Genomic DNA, 16767 nt, shown 5'->3' with positions numbered 1-16767 from the left:
TTACCTCGCGTTACTGGCACCAACCGGAGACTCCGGTTGAAGCTTCAGGTAGAAGTAGAACAGCACCAGGGTGATCACGATCAGCAGTGCGGCGCCGGCGCTGGCCAGGCCCCAGTTAAGGAACGATTGCACCTGCTGAATGATGAACTCGGGCAGCATCATGTTCTGCGCACCGCCCAGCAGCGCTGGCGTCACGTAGTAACCCAGGGACATCACGAACACCATCAGCCCGCCAGAGAACAGCCCCGGACGACACAGCGGCAAGAACACCCGGAAGAAGTTGGTCCAGGGGCTGGCGCCGCAGATTGAGCCGGCCTGCAGGATCATCGGGTCGATTGCCTGCATGGTGGCCTGCAGCGGCAGGACGATGAACGGGATCATGATGTAGCTCATGCCGATCACCACGCCGGTCAGGTTGTGCACCATTTCCAGCGGTTGATCGATGATGCCCAAGGCCATCAGCGCCTTGTTGATGACCCCGGACGCCTGCAGCAGCACCAGCCAAGAGTAGGTGCGCGCCAACAGGCTGGTCCACATCGACAGCAGGACGATGTTCAACACCCAGCGACCCCAACCGCGAGGTACCAGCGTGATCACCCAGGCCAGCGGAAAGCCCAGCAGCAGGCTGAACAGCGTGACCAGCCCGGCCACCGAGAACGTGTTCAGCAGCACCCGTGCATAGGCCGAGTTGGCGAACAGTTGTTCGTAGTTTCCCAGCCCTGGCGTGGGTTCCAGTACGCCACGCAGCAACAGGCCGATTAATGGCGCCAGGAAGAACAGGCCAAGGAACAGCAGGGCCGGTATCAGGTTGCCGACGCCCCGCCAGCGTTGGGCCAGGGTGGGGGATTGCTTCATGGTGACTGCCTTGCCAGTGGTCGAGCCTGCAGCGCCCTTGGCGCTGCTGCTCGGGTTAGCGTGACGGGACGCAGTGGCCGCCATTTTCATTTGACCAGCCATTCGTTCCACCGTGTCGCAATGGCAGGACCGTTCTTGGCCCAGTATGCGAAGTCGAGAGTGATCTGGTCCTTAGCGTAGGCAGTCGGCAGGTTAGGTGCCAGCACGGAGTCCAGGCGCGCGACGCTGTCGACGTTGACCGGCGCATAGGCGGTCAGGTTGGAAAAGTCGGCCTGGCCTTTGGCGCTGCTGGCATTGGCCAGGAACTTCATGGCCGCATCCTTGTTCTTGGAGCCTTTGGGGATTACCAGGAAATCGGCCATGACCAGGTTCTGTTTCCAGCTTACGCCCACGGGGGCGCCATCTTGCTGCAGGGCATAGATCCGGCCGTTCCAGAACTGCCCGAGGCTGGCTTCACCCGAGGCAAGCAGTTGTTGCGATTGCGCGCCGCCGCCCCACCAGACGATGTCTTTCTTGATGGTGTCGAGTTTTTTGAAGGCGCGGTCCAGGTCCAGTGGATAGAGCTTGTCGGCGGGCACGCCGTCGGCTAGCAGGGCCAGTTCAAGCACGCCAGGGCTTGGCCATTTGTACAGGGCACGTTTGCCGGGGTAGGTCTTGGTGTCGAACAGTGCGCTCCAATCGACTGGCTTGCTGGCGCCCAGCTTGCCTTCGTTGTAGCCCAGCACGAAGGAGAAGAAGAACGAGCCGACGCCGTGATCAGAGACGAAACGCGGGTCGATCTTGTCGCGCTGAATCGTGTTGAAGTCCAGTGGCTCGAGCAAGCCTTCAGCCGCTGCACGCAAGGCGAAGTCAGCCTCTACATCCACAACATCCCACTGCACATTGCCGCTTTCGACCATGGCCTTGAGCTTGCCATAGTCGGTTGGCCCGTCTTGAACCACGGTGATGCCGCTGCTGCGGGTGAAGGAGTCGGCCCAGGCCTGCTTCTGCGCATCCTGGGTTGTACCGCCCCAACTGACAAAGTTGACGCTCTCGGCCGCTGAGACGAATGAGCAGGCCGATGACAGCATGCCTGCAACAAGTACCGCGGCTACACGTTTGTTCAACACCATTTTCACGCCCTCATTTGTTGTGTTTTTGAGCGGGCTGTAGACACCCGCTTATCGGGAGCAGTAGGTCCATCGGGGCCTTGAAAGGCGACCGTGCCAAGGGCTGTTATTTGTGCTGTCCCTGGCGGGCGCACTTGGCAAAAGTGTCCGGTCTACGGAATATCATATTATGGTATTCCAAACTTTCTGCAAGCATTTTGCCGTACCGACCATCCGGCAAAATGCTGTGTTTCTGGACAACATCGCGCGTTGCCGCGCTTGAAACAGCGGTGATCAGGCAGAAAATGGAATACTTTCAACCACTTCCAGGTCATAGCCGGTCAGCCCTGCGTACTTCAACGGTGGGCCAAGATGACGCAGTTTGCCCACCCCCAAATCCTGCAGGATCTGCGCGCCAGTGCCGACTTCCGAGTAGATGCGCGACTGTGAGCGGCTGTACTGCCGTGGCGGTTGGGTCAACTGCGGTATGCGTTCAAGCAGCGCTTGTGAGGATTCATGGTTGGCCAGGATTACCACAACCCCATGGCCTTCCTCGGCGACTTTCTGCAGGGCCGCCCAGAGTGTCCAGTTGCTTGGCCCGCTGTACTCTGCGCCCACCAGGTCACGCAGTGGGTCGATGACGTGCACCCGTACCAGGGTTGGTTGTTCGCGGCGCAGTTCGCCCATCACCATCGCCATGTGTACGCCGCCTTCAATCCGGTCTTCATAGGTGACCAGGCGGAAGGTGCCATGTACCGTCGGCAGCTCACGCTCACCGATACGGACTATCGTGTGTTCGGTGCTCAGGCGGTAGTGGATCAGGTCGGCAATGGTGCCGATCTTGATGCCGTGCCGGCGGGCGAACACTTCCAGGTCAGGGCGCCGGGCCATGGTGCCATCGTCGTTCATGACCTCGACAATGACCGAGGACGGGGTAAGGCCCGCCAGTCGCGCCAGGTCGCAGCCCGCTTCGGTATGCCCGGCGCGGGTCAGGACGCCGCCTTCCTTGGCGCGCAGCGGAAAGATATGCCCGGGTTGCACGAGGTCCTCTGGCACGGCATTGCTGGCCACTGCGGCGGCCACGGTACGGGCCCGGTCGGCAGCAGAAATGCCTGTGGTGACGCCGCTGGCCGCTTCGATGGAGACGGTGAACGCGGTACTGAATACGCTGCCGTTGCTGGGCACCATTTGCTCCAGGCCCAAACGCTGGCAGTGCTCGTCGGTTAACGTCAGGCAGATCAGGCCACGGGCCTCGCAGGCCATGAAGCTGATGGCCTTGGCGTCGCAATGGTCGGCTGCGATCAGCAGGTCGCCTTCGTTCTCGCGGTCCTCGTCATCGACCAGGATCACCATCTTGCCCTGGCGGTAGTCTTCGATGATTTCTTCGATGCTGTTGAAGGCCATGGCTGGACTCTCAGTGTGTGGTATGAAATTCTATGGTATACCATAATACGGTTTGACTGAGGAGGTCACGATGAAGGCTTACTGGATTGCGCATGTGGATGTCACCGACCCGGACGCTTACAGCGAATACACCCGTCGTGCGCCTGCGGCGTTTGCTGCTTATGGCGGGCGTCTATTGGCTCGGGGCGGCCGCAGCGAAGCGCTGGAAGGGCGAGCAACGCCACAACGCAGCGTTGTCATCGAATTTGACTCCTACGCGCAGGCGCTGGCCTGCTACCACTCGCAGCAGTACCAAGAGGCCAAGGGCTACCGTGAAGGTGTTGCTCGGGCTGAAGTGATTATAGTCGAGGGCATAGCGCCCTGAATGATGGGCGCGGTGGGGTCAGCGGATGAAGTGGATCTTGCCGCAGTCATCATTGCCAATGTAGATGCCATAGACCCCCGCGCGGCGTTCCTCGATGTAGCGTTCGAGGATCTGCCGTATTGCCGGGTAATAGATGCTGTCCCAGGGAATATCCTCGGGTGCGAAGAACTTGTAGTCGAGGGTTTCCGGGCCAAACTGGCCGGTGACTTCCAGGGCGATGGCGCGGTAGATGATGTACACCTCACTGATCTTCGGCACGCTGAAGATCGAGTAGGGTGAGTGGATTTCCGCCCGCACGCCCGTTTCTTCCCACACTTCGCGCAAGGCAGCCTGTTCAGTGGTCTCATTGCTTTCCATGAAACCGGCCGGCAGTGTCCAGGTGCCCGGGCGAGGAGGGATGGCGCGTTGGCACAGCAGGTACTTGCCGTCCTGCTCGATGATGCAGCCGGCAATGATTTTTGGATTGACGTAGTGGATGTAGCCGCAACTGCGGCACATCTGGCGCTCATGGGTATCCCCCGGTGGCAGCTGGCGAACCAGGTCATTGCCACCGCATTGCGGGCAAAAGCGCGGGGTCATCATTTCAGCGGCCTATACGCGGTTCTTTAAGGGCGATGGGTGCAATGATCTCGGGGATGTCGCCGGTTTCCCCTTGCTTGCGCTTGAGGTACTCCAAGGCCACCTTCGCCGCCGCGCGTACGTGGTCGACCGAGGCCTGGTGCGCGGCCAGTTGATCGCCGCTCTTGATGGCCTCGACGATACGTTCCATTTCGTGGCTACTGGTGCCACGGCGGTTCTCCTGAGACACCGATGTGGCGCGAAGGTAGCTGATACGGGCCTGCAGCTGGCGTAACTGGGTCGCGGCAATGTGGTTGCCCGAGCCTTCGAGCAACACGTCATAGAAGCCTTGAACCGAATCAATGACCTGCTGCAGCTCGCCCTCTGCGAGGGCCTTGCGGTTTTCTTCGAGGGCTTTTTCCAGGGCCTTGATATCCTTGGCCTTGGCACGCAGGGTGAACAGTTGGACGATCATGCCTTCCAGTACACAGCGTAGCTCGTAGATATCGACCGCATCGTCCAGCGTAATGATTGCCACCCGAGGGCCCTTGGCGTCGGCGAACTCAACCAGCCCTTCGGATTCCAGGTGGCGCAAGGCTTCGCGAACCGAGGTACGGCTGACGCCGAGGCGGTCGCACAGGTCGCGCTCGACCAGGCGGTCTCCGGGCAGGAGCTGGAAATTCATGATGGCGCTTCGCAGTTTGTCCAGCACGATTTCGCGCAGGGTAACGGGGTTGCGATTGACCTTGAAGCTGTCGTCGAGTGGCAGGCGTTTCATGGGGTCTGCTCTGAGTTGGGCTGTCCAGGTAAAAGGCGCACGTCGATCATCGGGATCGTCCGTGCTCCGTTTGGATCAGCAGCCCAGGTTTAACTGGAGGCCTCTGCATCGGCTTCGGCGAAGGCTTCACGGGCAAGCCGGAAGCTGTCTACGGCAGCGGGTACGCCACAGTAGATGCCGACCTGAAGCAGAATTTCGCGTATTTGTTCACGACTCAGTCCATTACGCAAGGCGCCACGGATATGCAGCTTGAGTTCGTGAGGCCGGTTGAGGGCCGATATCATGGCCAAGTTTATCATGCTGCGCTCTTTAAGCGATAAGCCCTCGCGGCCCCAGACGTGACCCCAGCAGTACTCTGTGACCAGCTCCTGCAGGGGGCGGTTGAAGTCGTCGGCATTCTCGATTGAGCGGTTGACGTAGGCTTCGCCCAGCACCTGGGTACGAATCGCCAGGCCCTTTTCATATTTTTCGTTGCTCATGTCGTGCTGCTCCTGTCGGGTCAAAGCCCGCCCATCAGGGTGTATTTGATTTCGAGGTAGTCTTCGATGCCGTACTTCGAGCCTTCACGGCCCAGGCCCGATGCCTTGACCCCGCCAAAGGGCGCCACTTCGGTGGAAATCAACCCTTCGTTGATGCCGACCATGCCGTACTCCAGGGCTTCGCTCATGCGCCAGGCACGCCCCAGGTCGCGGGTGTAACAGTAGGCCGCAAGGCCGAATTCGGTGTCGTTGGCACGCGCAATCGCTTCGGCTTCAGTGTCGAAACGGAACACCGCTGCCAGTGGCCCGAAGGTTTCTTCCTGCGCGACCTTCATGTCGCGGGTCAACCCGGCGAGGACGGTTGGCTGGAAAAAGCCGTGCCCCAGTGCGTGGCGTGCGCCACCGCAGACCCGCTGCGCGCCTAATGCCAGTGCATCCTGAACATGCTCTTCAACCTTGGCCACGGCACGTTCGTTGATCAGTGGCCCTTGCTGGACGTCGGGCTCGAAACCATTGCCAACCTTGAGTGCTGCAACACGCTCGGCAAGGCGTGCAACAAACGCATCGTGAATGCCGTCTTGAACCAGGAAGCGGTTGACACACACGCAGGTCTGCCCGGCATTGCGGAACTTGGCGACCAATGCGCCTTCCACGGCGCGCTCAAGGTCGGCGTCGTCGAAGACGATAAAGGGCGCATTGCCGCCCAGTTCCAGCGAGACTTTCTTCAGGGTCGGCGCGCACTGCGCCATCAGCAATTTGCCAATGCCGGTAGAGCCAGTGAAGGAGAGCTTGCGCACCACGGGGCTGCCGGTCAGTTCTGCACCAATCGCCACGGCGTCGCCCGTGATGACATTGAACACGCCGGGTGGAATACCGGCCTGTTCGGCCAGCGCGGCCATGGCCAGCGCTGAGAAGGGGGTTTCCGGTGCCGGTTTGACGATACATGTGCAGCCTGCCGCCAAGGCCGGACCGGCTTTGCGGGTGATCATCGCGGCCGGGAAGTTCCACGGTGTGATGGCGGCCACGACACCGATCGGCTCCTTGCTGACGACGATACGTGCATCAGCCTTGTGGCTGGGGATGGTATCGCCGTAGATGCGTTTGGCTTCCTCGGCAAACCACTCGATAAAGCTGGCCGCGTAGAGAATCTCACCCTTGGCTTCGGCAAGGGGTTTGCCCTGTTCCAGCGTGAGGATTTCGGCCAGGGCGTCGGCATGTTCGAGCATCAGGCTGTGCCAGCGCTTGAGCAGGGTGCTGCGTTCCTTGGCCGTCAGGCTGCGCCAGCTCGGCCAGGCCGCGTTTGCCGAATCGATGGCCAGGCGGGCCTGGTCGGCACCGAGGTTGGGCACTTGGCCGATTTTTTCGCCGTTGGCCGGATTGAAAATCTGCTGATAGGCGCCGTCTGGCGCGTCCAGCCATTGGCCATTGATAAAGGCTTGCTGGCGGAATAGTTGCGAGGCTGCAGGTGTCATGCCGGCTCCCGGAATAAAAAGGGGCCGCTACCGAGGGGGAGGGTAGCAAGCGGCCCCGGAGTAAACGCTTAGGTCAGGGTGGGCAGCGCGCCCAGCTTGCCTTTGTGGTAGATCATCGGCGTGGCTGGCTGATCGGGCAGGATCAGGTTTTTTACCGCGCCGACGATGATGGCGTGATCGCCGCCGTCGTATTCGCGCCAGAGCTCGCATTCAATGATTGCAGTGGCCTTGCTCAGCAAGGGGTTGCCCAGCGCACTGAGGTGCCACTCAATGCCTTTGGCCTTGTCTTTGCCCTTGCCGGCAAAGGCATAGGCTTCGGCCTGCTGATCGGCTGCTAGCAAGTGAATGGCAAACTGCTTGCTGTTGCGCAGAATCGGGTAGGTATCAGACGCGTAGTTAGGGCAGAACAGGACCAGTGCCGGGTCAATCGACAGCGCGCTGAACGCGCTGGCGGTGATGCCGACGATGTCACCCTGCGCGTCCAGGGTGGTGACTACTGTCACCCCGGAAGGGAAGGAGCCCATGACTTCTTTGTAAATGCCGGGTTCGATCATGATGCAGGTCTCCTAGCGCATGACAAACGGGTCGGGCATCGGTGCTTGCGAGAGGTTGATCCATACCGTTTTCAGTTCGGTATAGGCCAGCACCGATTCGATGCCGCTCTCGCGACCGTAGCCGCTGTTCTTGAAGCCGCCGATAGGCGCCATGGCCGATACCGCGCGGTAGGTGTTGACCCAGATGATGCCGGAGCGTACGTCCCGGGCCAGGCGATGGGCGCGGCCCAGATCGCGTGTCCAGATACCGGCAGCAAGGCCGAATTGCGAGTCGTTGGCGATTGCCAGGGCTTGGGCTTCGTCCTTGAAACGAATCACCGAGGCCACTGGGCCGAACACCTCTTCCTGCATGATCTTCATCGAGTTGCTGTCGCACTCGAACAGGGTCGGCTCATAGAACCAGCCTCCGCCGGCAATGTCCGGGCGCTTGCCACCCAGGCGCAGGCGAGCACCTTCGGCCAGGGCATCAGCCACCAGGCCTTCGACGACTGCCAGCTGTTGGGCTGTGGCCATCGGGCCCATCTCGGTGCTGTCGTCCTGCGGGTTGCCGATACGAATGCGTTTGGCGCGGGCAATCAGGCGCTCGACGAACTCATCGTAGATTTCGTCCTGAACCAGCAGGCGCGAACCGGACACGCAACTCTGGCCGGAGGCCGCATAGATACCCGCGATGGCTCCGTTGATTGCACTGTCGAGGTCTGCGTCGGCAAAGATGATGTTGGGTGATTTGCCGCCCAGCTCCAGCGACAGCTTGGCAAAGTTCTCGGCGCTGCTGCGAACCACATGGCGCGCCGTGGCGGCACCACCGGTGAAGGCAATCTTGCGCACCAGGGGGTGACGGGTCAGTGCAGCACCCGTGCTGGGGCCGTAACCGGTCACGACGTTGACGACGCCAGGCGGAATGCCGGCTTCCAGGGCCAAGCGTGCCAGCTCAAGAATGGTCGCCGAGGCATGTTCGGACGGCTTGAGCACGATGGTGTTACCTGCGGCCAATGCTGGCGCCAGTTTTATCGCGGTCAGGTACAGCGGGCTGTTCCACGGGATGATCCCGGCCACGACGCCGATGGGCTCGTGCACGGTGTAGGCAAACATGTCCGGCTTGTCCAGCGGCAGCGTGCCGCCTTCGAGCTTGTCGGCCAGGCCCGCGGTGTAGTGGAAGAACTCTGGCAGGTAGCCCACCTGGCCGCGGGTTTCGCGGATCAGTTTGCCGTTGTCGCGACTTTCCAGTTGTGCCAGTTGCTCTTTGTTCTCGGCGATCAGATCGCCAAGGCGGCGCAACAGCTTGCCTCGTGCGGTAGCGCTCAGGCCCCGCCAGGCTGCGCCCTCGAAGGCTGCCTGGGCCGATTGAACGGCACGTTCGACATCGGCTTCGTCAGCATCGGGCAGCACCGCCCAAGGCTCGGCGAGCGCCGGGTTCAGGCTTTCAAACGTCTTGCCGTTAAGGGCATCGACCCATTCGCCGCCGATGCACATCTGGAAGCGTGCGAGTGTCATGCAACGATCCCCTCTATCTGGTTGTGTTGGTTTTGTGCGTTATCCAGAAAGTTCAGCAGCACCTGATTGACCAGGCGCGGCGACTCTACCGGCATCATATGCCGCTGTTCGTCGAGTATTGCCACTTGTGCGCCGGGAATGCGCTCGGCCAATTGCCGGGCCATCTCCGGGGTCGAACCGGGGTCCAGTTCGCCAGTGGCAATCAGGGTAGGCACCCGAATGCTGCCGAGGTCGTCAGCGCGGTACATGTCCTGCGTGGCGAACAACTCGTAGGTGGTCAGGTAGCCTTGTGGATCATTGCTGGCCAGTGTTTGGCGGATGGCTGCGATCTGTGCCGGGTTGGCAGCCTGATACTCGCGGCTGAACCAGCGTGACAGCGCCGCTTCGGCATTAGCGTCTGGCCCGTGCTCAGCGGCCTGGGCGGTTCGCGCAATGACGCCAGCGCGTTGTTCCAGGCTACGGTTGAACACGCTATTGAGGATCACCAGCCCCTGCACGTGCTGCGGATAGTGCAGCGCAAAGGCGCGAGCGACCAGCCCGCCCATGGAGAAGCCAATCACGGTCGCCCGCGGCAGCTCAAGGTGCTCAAGCAACTCCAGCAACTGATCGGCATAGCCCAGCAGGTCGGTGCCAGTGGGCGGGCGCTGGCTGTCGCCATGCCCGAGCATGTCGTAGGCAATGACACGGTACTTTGTGGCCAGGCCTACGATCTGCCCGCCCCACATTTCTTTATTCAGGCCCACGCCGTGGATCAATATCACGGGCTGGCCTTGGCCGGTCGCCAGGTAACTGGTGCCAGCCGGTGTGCGTTCAGCAGTGAGCCGAATCATGGAGCGCTCCTACATGCTGTGTGGGTTACTGCGCTTTCTCAGCGGCCAGTTCTTCCAGATCGATGTAGCGGTTGCCGATACGCGGGTGCAGGCGGCCACCGTCGGCGCAACCCAGGACCACAACGATTTCGTCGGCACGCGGTGCATCTTCGATCTGCATTTCCAGCGTGATGTAGTGCGAACGCAGACCTTCATCGTCCTTGTGCATCATCGGAATCTGGATCGAAGTGCCAGGGCCACCGCGCTTGTTGGTGAAGCTCAGGTAGCTTTTGGCCTTGACCGCTTCACGGTAATGATTGCCAAAGCGCAGGGTATGGATGACAGCGGAAGCGTGCTCGATTTCACCGTCGGCACCGACGACGGCTGCCTTGCCGTAGGCTTCGATCTTTTCCGCGCCGCCAATGGTTGCCACCAGCCGCTCAACCATCAGGGCACCGAGGTCGGAGCAGTTGGCACGGATTTCCGGCTTCAGGTCTTCAACGAAGCCGCGGCCCAGCCAAGGGTTCTTGATGACCACAGCCAGCCCGACCATGGTCACCGGCTTGTCTGCAGCTTTACCGCCTTCGATGAAGGTTTCTTCGACATAGCTGACGATTTTGCGAATTTCAAAACTCATGAGCGGCTCCATCTGAGGGAATAAGGTTTGTGCGTATGATGGTATACCATAATACTGTAAGCGCAAGTCCCTCAGATGAGTTTGTAGAGCAAGAAGGCGACAGATGGCCTGCAAACAGGGATTCCGCTGTCTGCTGGAGGTGTGCTGGGAGGGCGAGGGGGAAAGGCGAGGGCGTGATGTAGCTGCTACGCCAATCGGCCTTGGCGTAGCAGCGCGAGAGATTCAGTGACGGCTGTTAGCGGAACTCGAAGAACTCATAACGCAGATTTCCCTCTGGAATCCGCTGTTCGCGCATCAGTTCCTTGACCTGGGCCAGCAGCCCTTTGGGGCCGCAGAAGCTGATCTGGATGTGCTCTGGATTGGTTTCGCCAGCAACCCGGCGCAAGGTCTCAGCCAGTTTGTCGGCGCTGCTGTCATGGCCGACGAACTCGGCGCCGCGTTCTTCAGCCATCGTTTTCATCTGTTCGACACTGGGGAACGCCCGCGAAGGGTTGAAGCAGTAAACCAGCGTGACATTGTCGAAGCGCTTGGCAGCTTTGTCCTGCAACCAGGAAACGAACGGCGAAATGCCCACCCCGCCACCAATCCAGATTTCCCGCTGGGCATCGGGCAGGCGCTTGAAGTGCCCGTAAGGGGCATAGATATCGGCCAGCATGCCGACCTTGACCTGTTTGCGCAGCGCCTGGGTGTAGTCGCCCAAGGCGCGGATCACGAAGTGGATGTGGCCGTTGTCTTTATGGGCGCTGGCGATCGTGAACGGGTGGGGCTCACGCAAGCCCTTTTCCTTCATGGCCAGGAATGCGAATTGCCCGGCCTTGAACGGGAAGCCGCGATGGACCGGTGCCAGTTCCAGGTGCAGGGAGCCTTTGGCAATGGACACCGCAGCAACCTTGTACTCGCCGGCTGTGGCAATGAAGGGGTAGAGCACCAGCTTGTACAGGGCAGCAATGACCCCCAGGCCACAGAGTACGGCCAACCAGATGCCGGAAGGGCTGTTCAGGGTAATCGGTGACTTGAAGCTCAGCCAATGGGCAATGACGATCAGGAACAGCGGGCCAGAGAGTTTGTGCCACCAGCGCCAGACGCTATAGGGGATGTTTCGGTTCAGGGCCAGCAACACGATCATGCCCAGTGCCACATAGCTCAGTTGGCGCACCATGCGCGTCCAGTACTTGGAAAACTCCACAATCGCAGCACTGTTCCAGACGTCCAGGTTGGCTTTGAACACCAGGTGGTAGCTGGCAAAGACCAACGCCCAGATGCCCAGCCATTTGTGCGTTTCATACACCCGATCCAGCCCGCCGAACAGTCGCTCGATGAGGTGCCAGCGAGCGGCCAGCAGGCATGAAACCGCCATGTTGGCCAACGCCGCAGCGCCCAGCACCAAGCTGAGGGTGGCCGAGGTCATCCAGGTATCGGAAGGAATTTCGAGCAAAATGGTGAGCGTGGTGATCAGCAGGATACCCACGACGCAGTGCCAGCTTTTCAAACGGTTAGCCTCCAGTTATCAACGTTAATAGCTTAACGGTTTTCGAGGCGGTCGGCGCTGACCTGGGTCACGGGCGTCACGACGGTGTCAGTAATAACGCTACTGTAGTTCCGTGCCTTGATGCTCCAACCCAGTATGTCAGCACGGACTTCACGTTAGATAAACCGCTGACTGCGGTCATTTAGCCGTCTCCGTCCGACCAGTGCGCGTTAACCACGGTCAACGTGCCTGTCGACTCGAGGTACATTCGGGAGGTGCTGCTCAACAAGCTCCAGGATCGACTCGAACGCTTTACGCTTGGCAAACAGTGGGAAGGTACTGCGCGAGTGTTTGTTCAGATAATCGTTGTACCAAGCGAACTCCAAGCCAACCAATTTTTGCTTTCGGTCTATGGCTACCTCTGTAAACCTCGACCACTCGTAGGTATGGTGATGAAAGTCTGTATGCAAATCACGGTAGCGTGCTGAGTTCATGGAGGCATGTGTCAACATCACGCTACCGGATCCGCCAATAGCACCGATCAGAAGCGCCGGATCGTTATATGCACTTGCCATACACATAAATGCAATCGCCGTGAATGCTGCCAATCCCTTCAAAAAAGTGAGTGTCCACTCCGGAAAAACCTTCCATTTGCAAAATTCTGCGCCGCTTGCTGTAAAGCGGTAGGCGAAATTCATGCGCTGATGGGTCATGCACACCGCAGGCGTCGATATGAAAAAGAAAAATAGAACATAGATCAATATCTTCGAAAAACCAGGTTCGAATACTGAAGTGAAATATTGGTAAAGTGCGAGCCCAAAAACTATCGACAACATCACAACCAATAGGCCATTGGCTATGGTCGTATTATAGTTTCGAGCCTTGATCCTCCACCCCAGCAGCTCTGGTTCATGTGCATACTTCCACGTCAGTTGCGACGGCAGTTCTCGTGGCGTGGCCCAGTTACCCAGTAGGGACTTCACGCGAGACAACCCTTCTGAAACCTTCATTTCGCCATCCCCTCTGGCACCTGAAGGTTCAACCCGTAGAGGCTGTGTTTCTCCAGCTTCTGTTCTTCAGGCAGCATGTCGGTGAACAGCGTATTTTTTCGCTCGGCCTCCCGTAAAGCGTCGCGCAGCGCCACACGGAACATGTAGCCACGGGCGTCTGCGCGTTGATTGAGCGGTGGCGGGTAATGCACCTCCAGTTCCAGTGCTGCATTGCTCGTGGGTGTCGCCACCCAGGCCTGCCATATGCGGTATTGATCCTTGGCCTGATAGGCAAAGTCGCTCTGTAATTGCTGGCCACCGGCGGCCTCCGGCAGTTGCCCGGCCAACTCAGGATCAACCCAATGACCGCGCAGAAAGTGCTCGTAGAGTGGGCTCTGCTGCTGCGGCGTGTGATAGACCGGTGAACCTTCGCTGTCGATCACCACTGGTTGCAGCTGGACAATACTGCCCGCCAGCGTGGCGGGGAGCAGCAGTTGCACCCAGAACCCCAGGCAACGTTGTGGCCCACGGTCCGGGTAGGTGTACACCGCCCGGGCCCAGACGCTGGGTCGCTGCAGGATCTCCAGCAAGGCCATCAACTGGGTTTTATGGCCGTCAATGCCCACCCAGGTGTCTTCCGGAGCCTTGCCCCAGCTACAGCGGTACAGCCATAGGCGCAAGCCTTCGCGCTTGTAGCGGTTGGCATGTACTGAAAACAGCAGATAGGCAATGCCGAGTGCGCCCAGAACAATGGTGACCGGTGAGGACATGATCCAGGCAAAGTTGAACCAGTAGCCTGCAATCGCGCCCGCAAGCTGAAAACTGGCAACGCCCGCCATCCCGAGCAGCGACAGACGCTTCCATTCCAGTGCATCTTTTTCATCTTCACTACTCGCCCCCGCAATATCCTTGGACACCTGCCACGCCTCAACACCCGCAGCAATCGCACCAAGCGCCGCCCAAGTCGCCGTGCGGGCAATCAACCGCTTTGCGGCCTGCGCGAAGTTGATGTCGCCTTGAGCCAGCCATGCCCTGGCGCCCGCTTTCGTCAGTTTCGTGATCTCGTTGCCCAACGGTGCAGACAGCCCCTGCGCCCGATTCCACGCCGGGCCCACGCACACGGCCATCATTGCGTTACCGGTATAGGCCGCATTGGCGGTCATCATCCGCAGTTCGCTGTTGTTGAACAGGCCGTCGGCACTCGCTTGTTCAAGGCTGTACAGGGTGTTCCAGACATTCAGCCCGACCAGCATCAGCGGCAGCGCCTGGCCGAAGTGCTTGCCCATCCATTCGCGGCTGCGGGCGTTGAAGCGCTCGCGTTGTTGGCTTTTGAGGCGGTGCTGGGCCAGGGCCTCCTGTTGCCCGAGGTCGCCCAGTTGTTGGTGGAGGTGATCGACAGGCACATTCAGGCGGTTGACCGGGGACAGTGTGAACAGCAGTTGATGCGGCCGACTGAAATGCAGGTCCTGCAGTTGCAGGGTCAAGCTGCGTAACGCAGTGCGGGTCGCGGCTTGATCGTGAGGCGCGCCGGGGCGTGTCAGCGTGCGCTGCTGGGCGTCGATCTGCCGTTGCAGGCCAAGGGCCTGCTGCTGCCAGCGGCGGAACTGCGCCTTGAAGTCGGGGTTGAAGCGCAGTTGGGTAGCGTCAGAGGCCTGGGTCGAGATCAAGGCCTGGGTAACCACCTGAGTGAGCACGTCCGTCGCGCTGGCGTAGGCCCGTTGCAAGGCCGGCGCCAGGGTCATGCTCAGGGTGTGCCAGGCCCCTTCGGCACTGCTGTTGGCCACCGTCACCAAGGTGTCGAACGCCCGCCGGGCTGTCGTGCTCAGCCCCTGGTAGGCCTTGCTCTGCTTGACCGAGGGCAGGTCGAGCACGCCTTTGAGTTCGTTCGCCCGGGTGGCAACGCTGGTGACATCCGCCGGGTTGTCGGGGTCGACGGGGCGGGTGCTGCCATCGCCCTGGCTACGGCCATCGAGCAGGCCGGTGGTGGCGAAGTTGTGCGCAACCGTGCGTACCAGTGTGGCAATTTCCGGGTTGAAGTTGAACAGCGCCGTGCCCAGCAGGGTGCTCGGTTTCACCGCCTGCCGGCACAGCCAGTCCTGCCCGGCCTCGCCGCCGCCCAACAGGGTTGCGAGGCCTTCGGCAGTCTCCAGCAAGGCGCGGCTGTGGGCCGGGTGGCAGGTGTCGAAGAACAGGGTGTCGGCATTCGGTGCAAGCCGCTCCAGCCAGTTGAGCAGGTCGCGTTCGCTGCGCTGGGCATGGGCCTCAAGCTGGGCCGCCTGGGCAGTGGCCCGGCTCAGGAAGCCTTGCAGTTCATCGAAGTGGACGTCTTCGCGCCACAGGCGTTTGTCGCGCCACTCGGCCAGCGTGCGCCGCCAGGTACCGGGGTGCGGCAGTGTGCCCCAGCGCTGAATGAACTTCGCCTCGAGTGTTTCGACCTCCCAGCGCCACGTCTCGATCATGGGCGCATCACCCGCACTGCCGACCTCACGGGCTCGCTCGGCTTCATCATCAGCCTTGAGCAACGCGTACAGGTCATCGGTGTAGGCACGGGTCAGCGCCGGGTCCTGGGCGACGTGCGCGGGTAACAGCGGTGTGCAATCAAAGCCGCACAGTGCTTGTACCGCCGTAGCCGTTTGCAGTTTCTCCTGGTGCTCCTGCTCGAACAGTGCCTGTTCCAGGCGCCGCCCGGTGAGGTTCAGGCTCAGGTCGTCAACCAGCGCCAACGGGTCGTCGAGGGCGATGAACAGTGCGGTGTGCTGGTCTGGCACGTAGCCACGAATCAGCGCTTCCTCGAAATCCCGCTTGAACGGCCGGTCGGGGTCGGAAGGGTCGGCATCGGTGGGCAGCGTGGTGCTGAGCAGGTTCGGTGCAGGCTGGTCCTGTACGCGGATATCGGCCACGCTCTGGCCCAGTTGCACCAGTGGTGCACCGTGGGCAACCTGGTAGGTGTCGCAGTAATCCGGCAGGTCGAGGTCGCGCAGCCAGGGCGTTTGCAGGCCACCGGAACGCATGGCCTCGCACAGGCGCCAGGTCCATTGCACCGGCGAAAAGGCCAGGCGCAAGATGCTGCGGCGGGGGTACAGCAGGTAAGGCCGTGATTCGCCGGGGTTGGTTCGCAGGTCCTGGCCAATTTCCAATGCGGTCCAGGTGTGGCGGATAAACAGCCGCCCGATGACCTGGTACTCATGGAAGGTCTTGTCGACGCTGTCCCAGACATACAACCAGCCGTCCCGCAGTTGGCGCAGGGTGTAGCTGCGGGTTTTCAAGGTGGGCTGGAGTTTGGGTGCCCAGCCTTTGGGCAGTGGATGTGGGCCTTGTGCCTGGCCTTTTTCCGGGGACGCGTCAATCGCGTAGCGCACCGGAAAGATGGCAACCTCGGGGGATTTCAGCGGGCAACAGCCGCGCCCCACCGGAACATTGTCAAAGGCTTGCCTGAGACGCGCCTGCCTAAGCTCTGCCGGACTGGCTTCCTGATTCATGTTGCATCCTTGTCTAATTCGATTGCCCGGCAGTGGTCATCCATGAAGGGCGTGCCGACAGTGGCCTTGCTGACTGCAGTGGTAATGAGTGGGATGCTCGCCCATAGCGGAACACCTCGAATGGCAAAGGATTGGAACGCTAGCAGATGCACTTCTGGAGGGATGTAGGACGCTTCCGAAAGTTGTTACAAGGCCGGTGTCGGCAGCTGCGTCTCACATTGTCGGGAGAGGGCGGGAAGGGGGCAAAGGTCGAGGTTACCGTCTGGGCAATGATTGAACGCGCGGTTCAAGCTGTTGCCGGGGGATGAGCTGGTATCCGGTCCGGTTGCTACCGGTATC

Annotated in this window: 15 protein-coding genes; 1 reads left to right on the top strand and 14 read right to left on the bottom strand. The window is 60.6% G+C overall.

Annotated elements, in window-relative coordinates:
• The 3 genes from CS390_RS14790 to ribBA all read right to left on the bottom strand — a co-directional run bounded on the left by CS390_RS14790 (position 1) and on the right by ribBA (position 3347).
• Entirely contained in the window at positions 1–945 is a 945-nt protein-coding gene (locus CS390_RS14790) for an ABC transporter permease (protein WP_065761128.1), read from the bottom strand.
• The gene (locus CS390_RS14785; protein ID WP_065761129.1) at positions 942–1967 is read right to left on the bottom strand and encodes an ABC transporter substrate-binding protein; all 1026 of its coding nucleotides are present in this window, start codon (positions 1965–1967) and stop codon (positions 942–944) included. Before CS390_RS14785 ends, CS390_RS14790 begins: the two co-directional genes overlap by 4 nt.
• Before the next feature lie 270 nt (positions 1968–2237).
• Positions 2238–3347, bottom strand: coding sequence for a bifunctional 3,4-dihydroxy-2-butanone-4-phosphate synthase/GTP cyclohydrolase II (gene ribBA / locus CS390_RS14780; RefSeq protein WP_099775200.1), 1110 nt, complete (start codon positions 3345–3347; stop codon positions 2238–2240).
• Positions 3348–3417: 70 nt separating this feature from the next.
• Between ribBA and CS390_RS14775 the strand changes: the two genes are divergently transcribed.
• Entirely contained in the window at positions 3418–3711 is a 294-nt protein-coding gene (locus CS390_RS14775) for a DUF1330 domain-containing protein (RefSeq protein ID WP_099775199.1), read from the top strand.
• Between the two features lie 18 nt (positions 3712–3729).
• Here CS390_RS14775 and CS390_RS14770 read toward each other — a convergent pair whose 3' ends face one another.
• The 11 genes from CS390_RS14770 to CS390_RS14720 all read right to left on the bottom strand — a co-directional run bounded on the left by CS390_RS14770 (position 3730) and on the right by CS390_RS14720 (position 16428).
• A complete protein-coding gene (locus tag CS390_RS14770; protein ID WP_065761132.1) occupies positions 3730–4293 on the bottom strand; it encodes an NUDIX hydrolase in 564 nt (187 codons plus the stop codon).
• Position 4294: 1 nt separating this feature from the next.
• Positions 4295–5047 (bottom strand): GntR family transcriptional regulator, encoded by a 753-nt coding sequence (locus CS390_RS14765; protein WP_065761133.1) that lies wholly within the window; start codon positions 5045–5047, stop codon positions 4295–4297.
• A gap of 89 nt (positions 5048–5136) precedes the next feature.
• Complete coding sequence (locus tag CS390_RS14760; protein WP_065761134.1) at positions 5137–5526, bottom strand: carboxymuconolactone decarboxylase family protein; 390 nt, start codon at positions 5524–5526, stop codon at positions 5137–5139.
• A gap of 20 nt (positions 5527–5546) precedes the next feature.
• Positions 5547–6998: an NAD-dependent succinate-semialdehyde dehydrogenase gene (locus CS390_RS14755; RefSeq protein WP_099775198.1), complete on the bottom strand. Its 1452-nt coding sequence runs from the start codon at positions 6996–6998 to the stop codon at positions 5547–5549.
• Positions 6999–7066: 68 nt separating this feature from the next.
• The gene (locus CS390_RS14750) at positions 7067–7552 is read right to left on the bottom strand and encodes a flavin reductase family protein (protein WP_065761136.1); all 486 of its coding nucleotides are present in this window, start codon (positions 7550–7552) and stop codon (positions 7067–7069) included.
• A gap of 12 nt (positions 7553–7564) precedes the next feature.
• Positions 7565–9046: an aldehyde dehydrogenase gene (locus CS390_RS14745; protein ID WP_065761137.1), complete on the bottom strand. Its 1482-nt coding sequence runs from the start codon at positions 9044–9046 to the stop codon at positions 7565–7567.
• On the bottom strand, positions 9043–9876 hold the full coding sequence (locus CS390_RS14740; RefSeq protein ID WP_099775197.1) for an alpha/beta fold hydrolase: 834 nt from the start codon (positions 9874–9876) through the stop codon (positions 9043–9045). Before CS390_RS14740 ends, CS390_RS14745 begins: the two co-directional genes overlap by 4 nt.
• Positions 9877–9901: 25 nt before the next feature.
• A complete protein-coding gene (locus CS390_RS14735) occupies positions 9902–10492 on the bottom strand; it encodes an amino acid synthesis family protein (protein ID WP_065761139.1) in 591 nt (196 codons plus the stop codon).
• Between the two features lie 235 nt (positions 10493–10727).
• Positions 10728–11981: a ferric reductase-like transmembrane domain-containing protein gene (locus CS390_RS14730; RefSeq protein WP_099775196.1), complete on the bottom strand. Its 1254-nt coding sequence runs from the start codon at positions 11979–11981 to the stop codon at positions 10728–10730.
• Between the two features lie 209 nt (positions 11982–12190).
• Positions 12191–12970, bottom strand: coding sequence for a hypothetical protein (locus CS390_RS14725; protein WP_099775195.1), 780 nt, complete (start codon positions 12968–12970; stop codon positions 12191–12193).
• Complete coding sequence (locus tag CS390_RS14720) at positions 12967–16428, bottom strand: T6SS effector BTH_I2691 family protein (protein WP_099775194.1); 3462 nt, start codon at positions 16426–16428, stop codon at positions 12967–12969. Before CS390_RS14720 ends, CS390_RS14725 begins: the two co-directional genes overlap by 4 nt.
• Positions 16429–16767 lie beyond the last annotated feature (339 nt).

The sequence above is a fragment of the Pseudomonas sp. HLS-6 genome, assembly GCF_002753995.1.
Taxonomy (GTDB): Bacteria; Pseudomonadota; Gammaproteobacteria; order Pseudomonadales; family Pseudomonadaceae; genus Aquipseudomonas; species Aquipseudomonas defluvii.
Note: the sequence above shows the minus strand (reverse complement) of the source record. Positions and strands in the feature narration are given on the sequence as shown.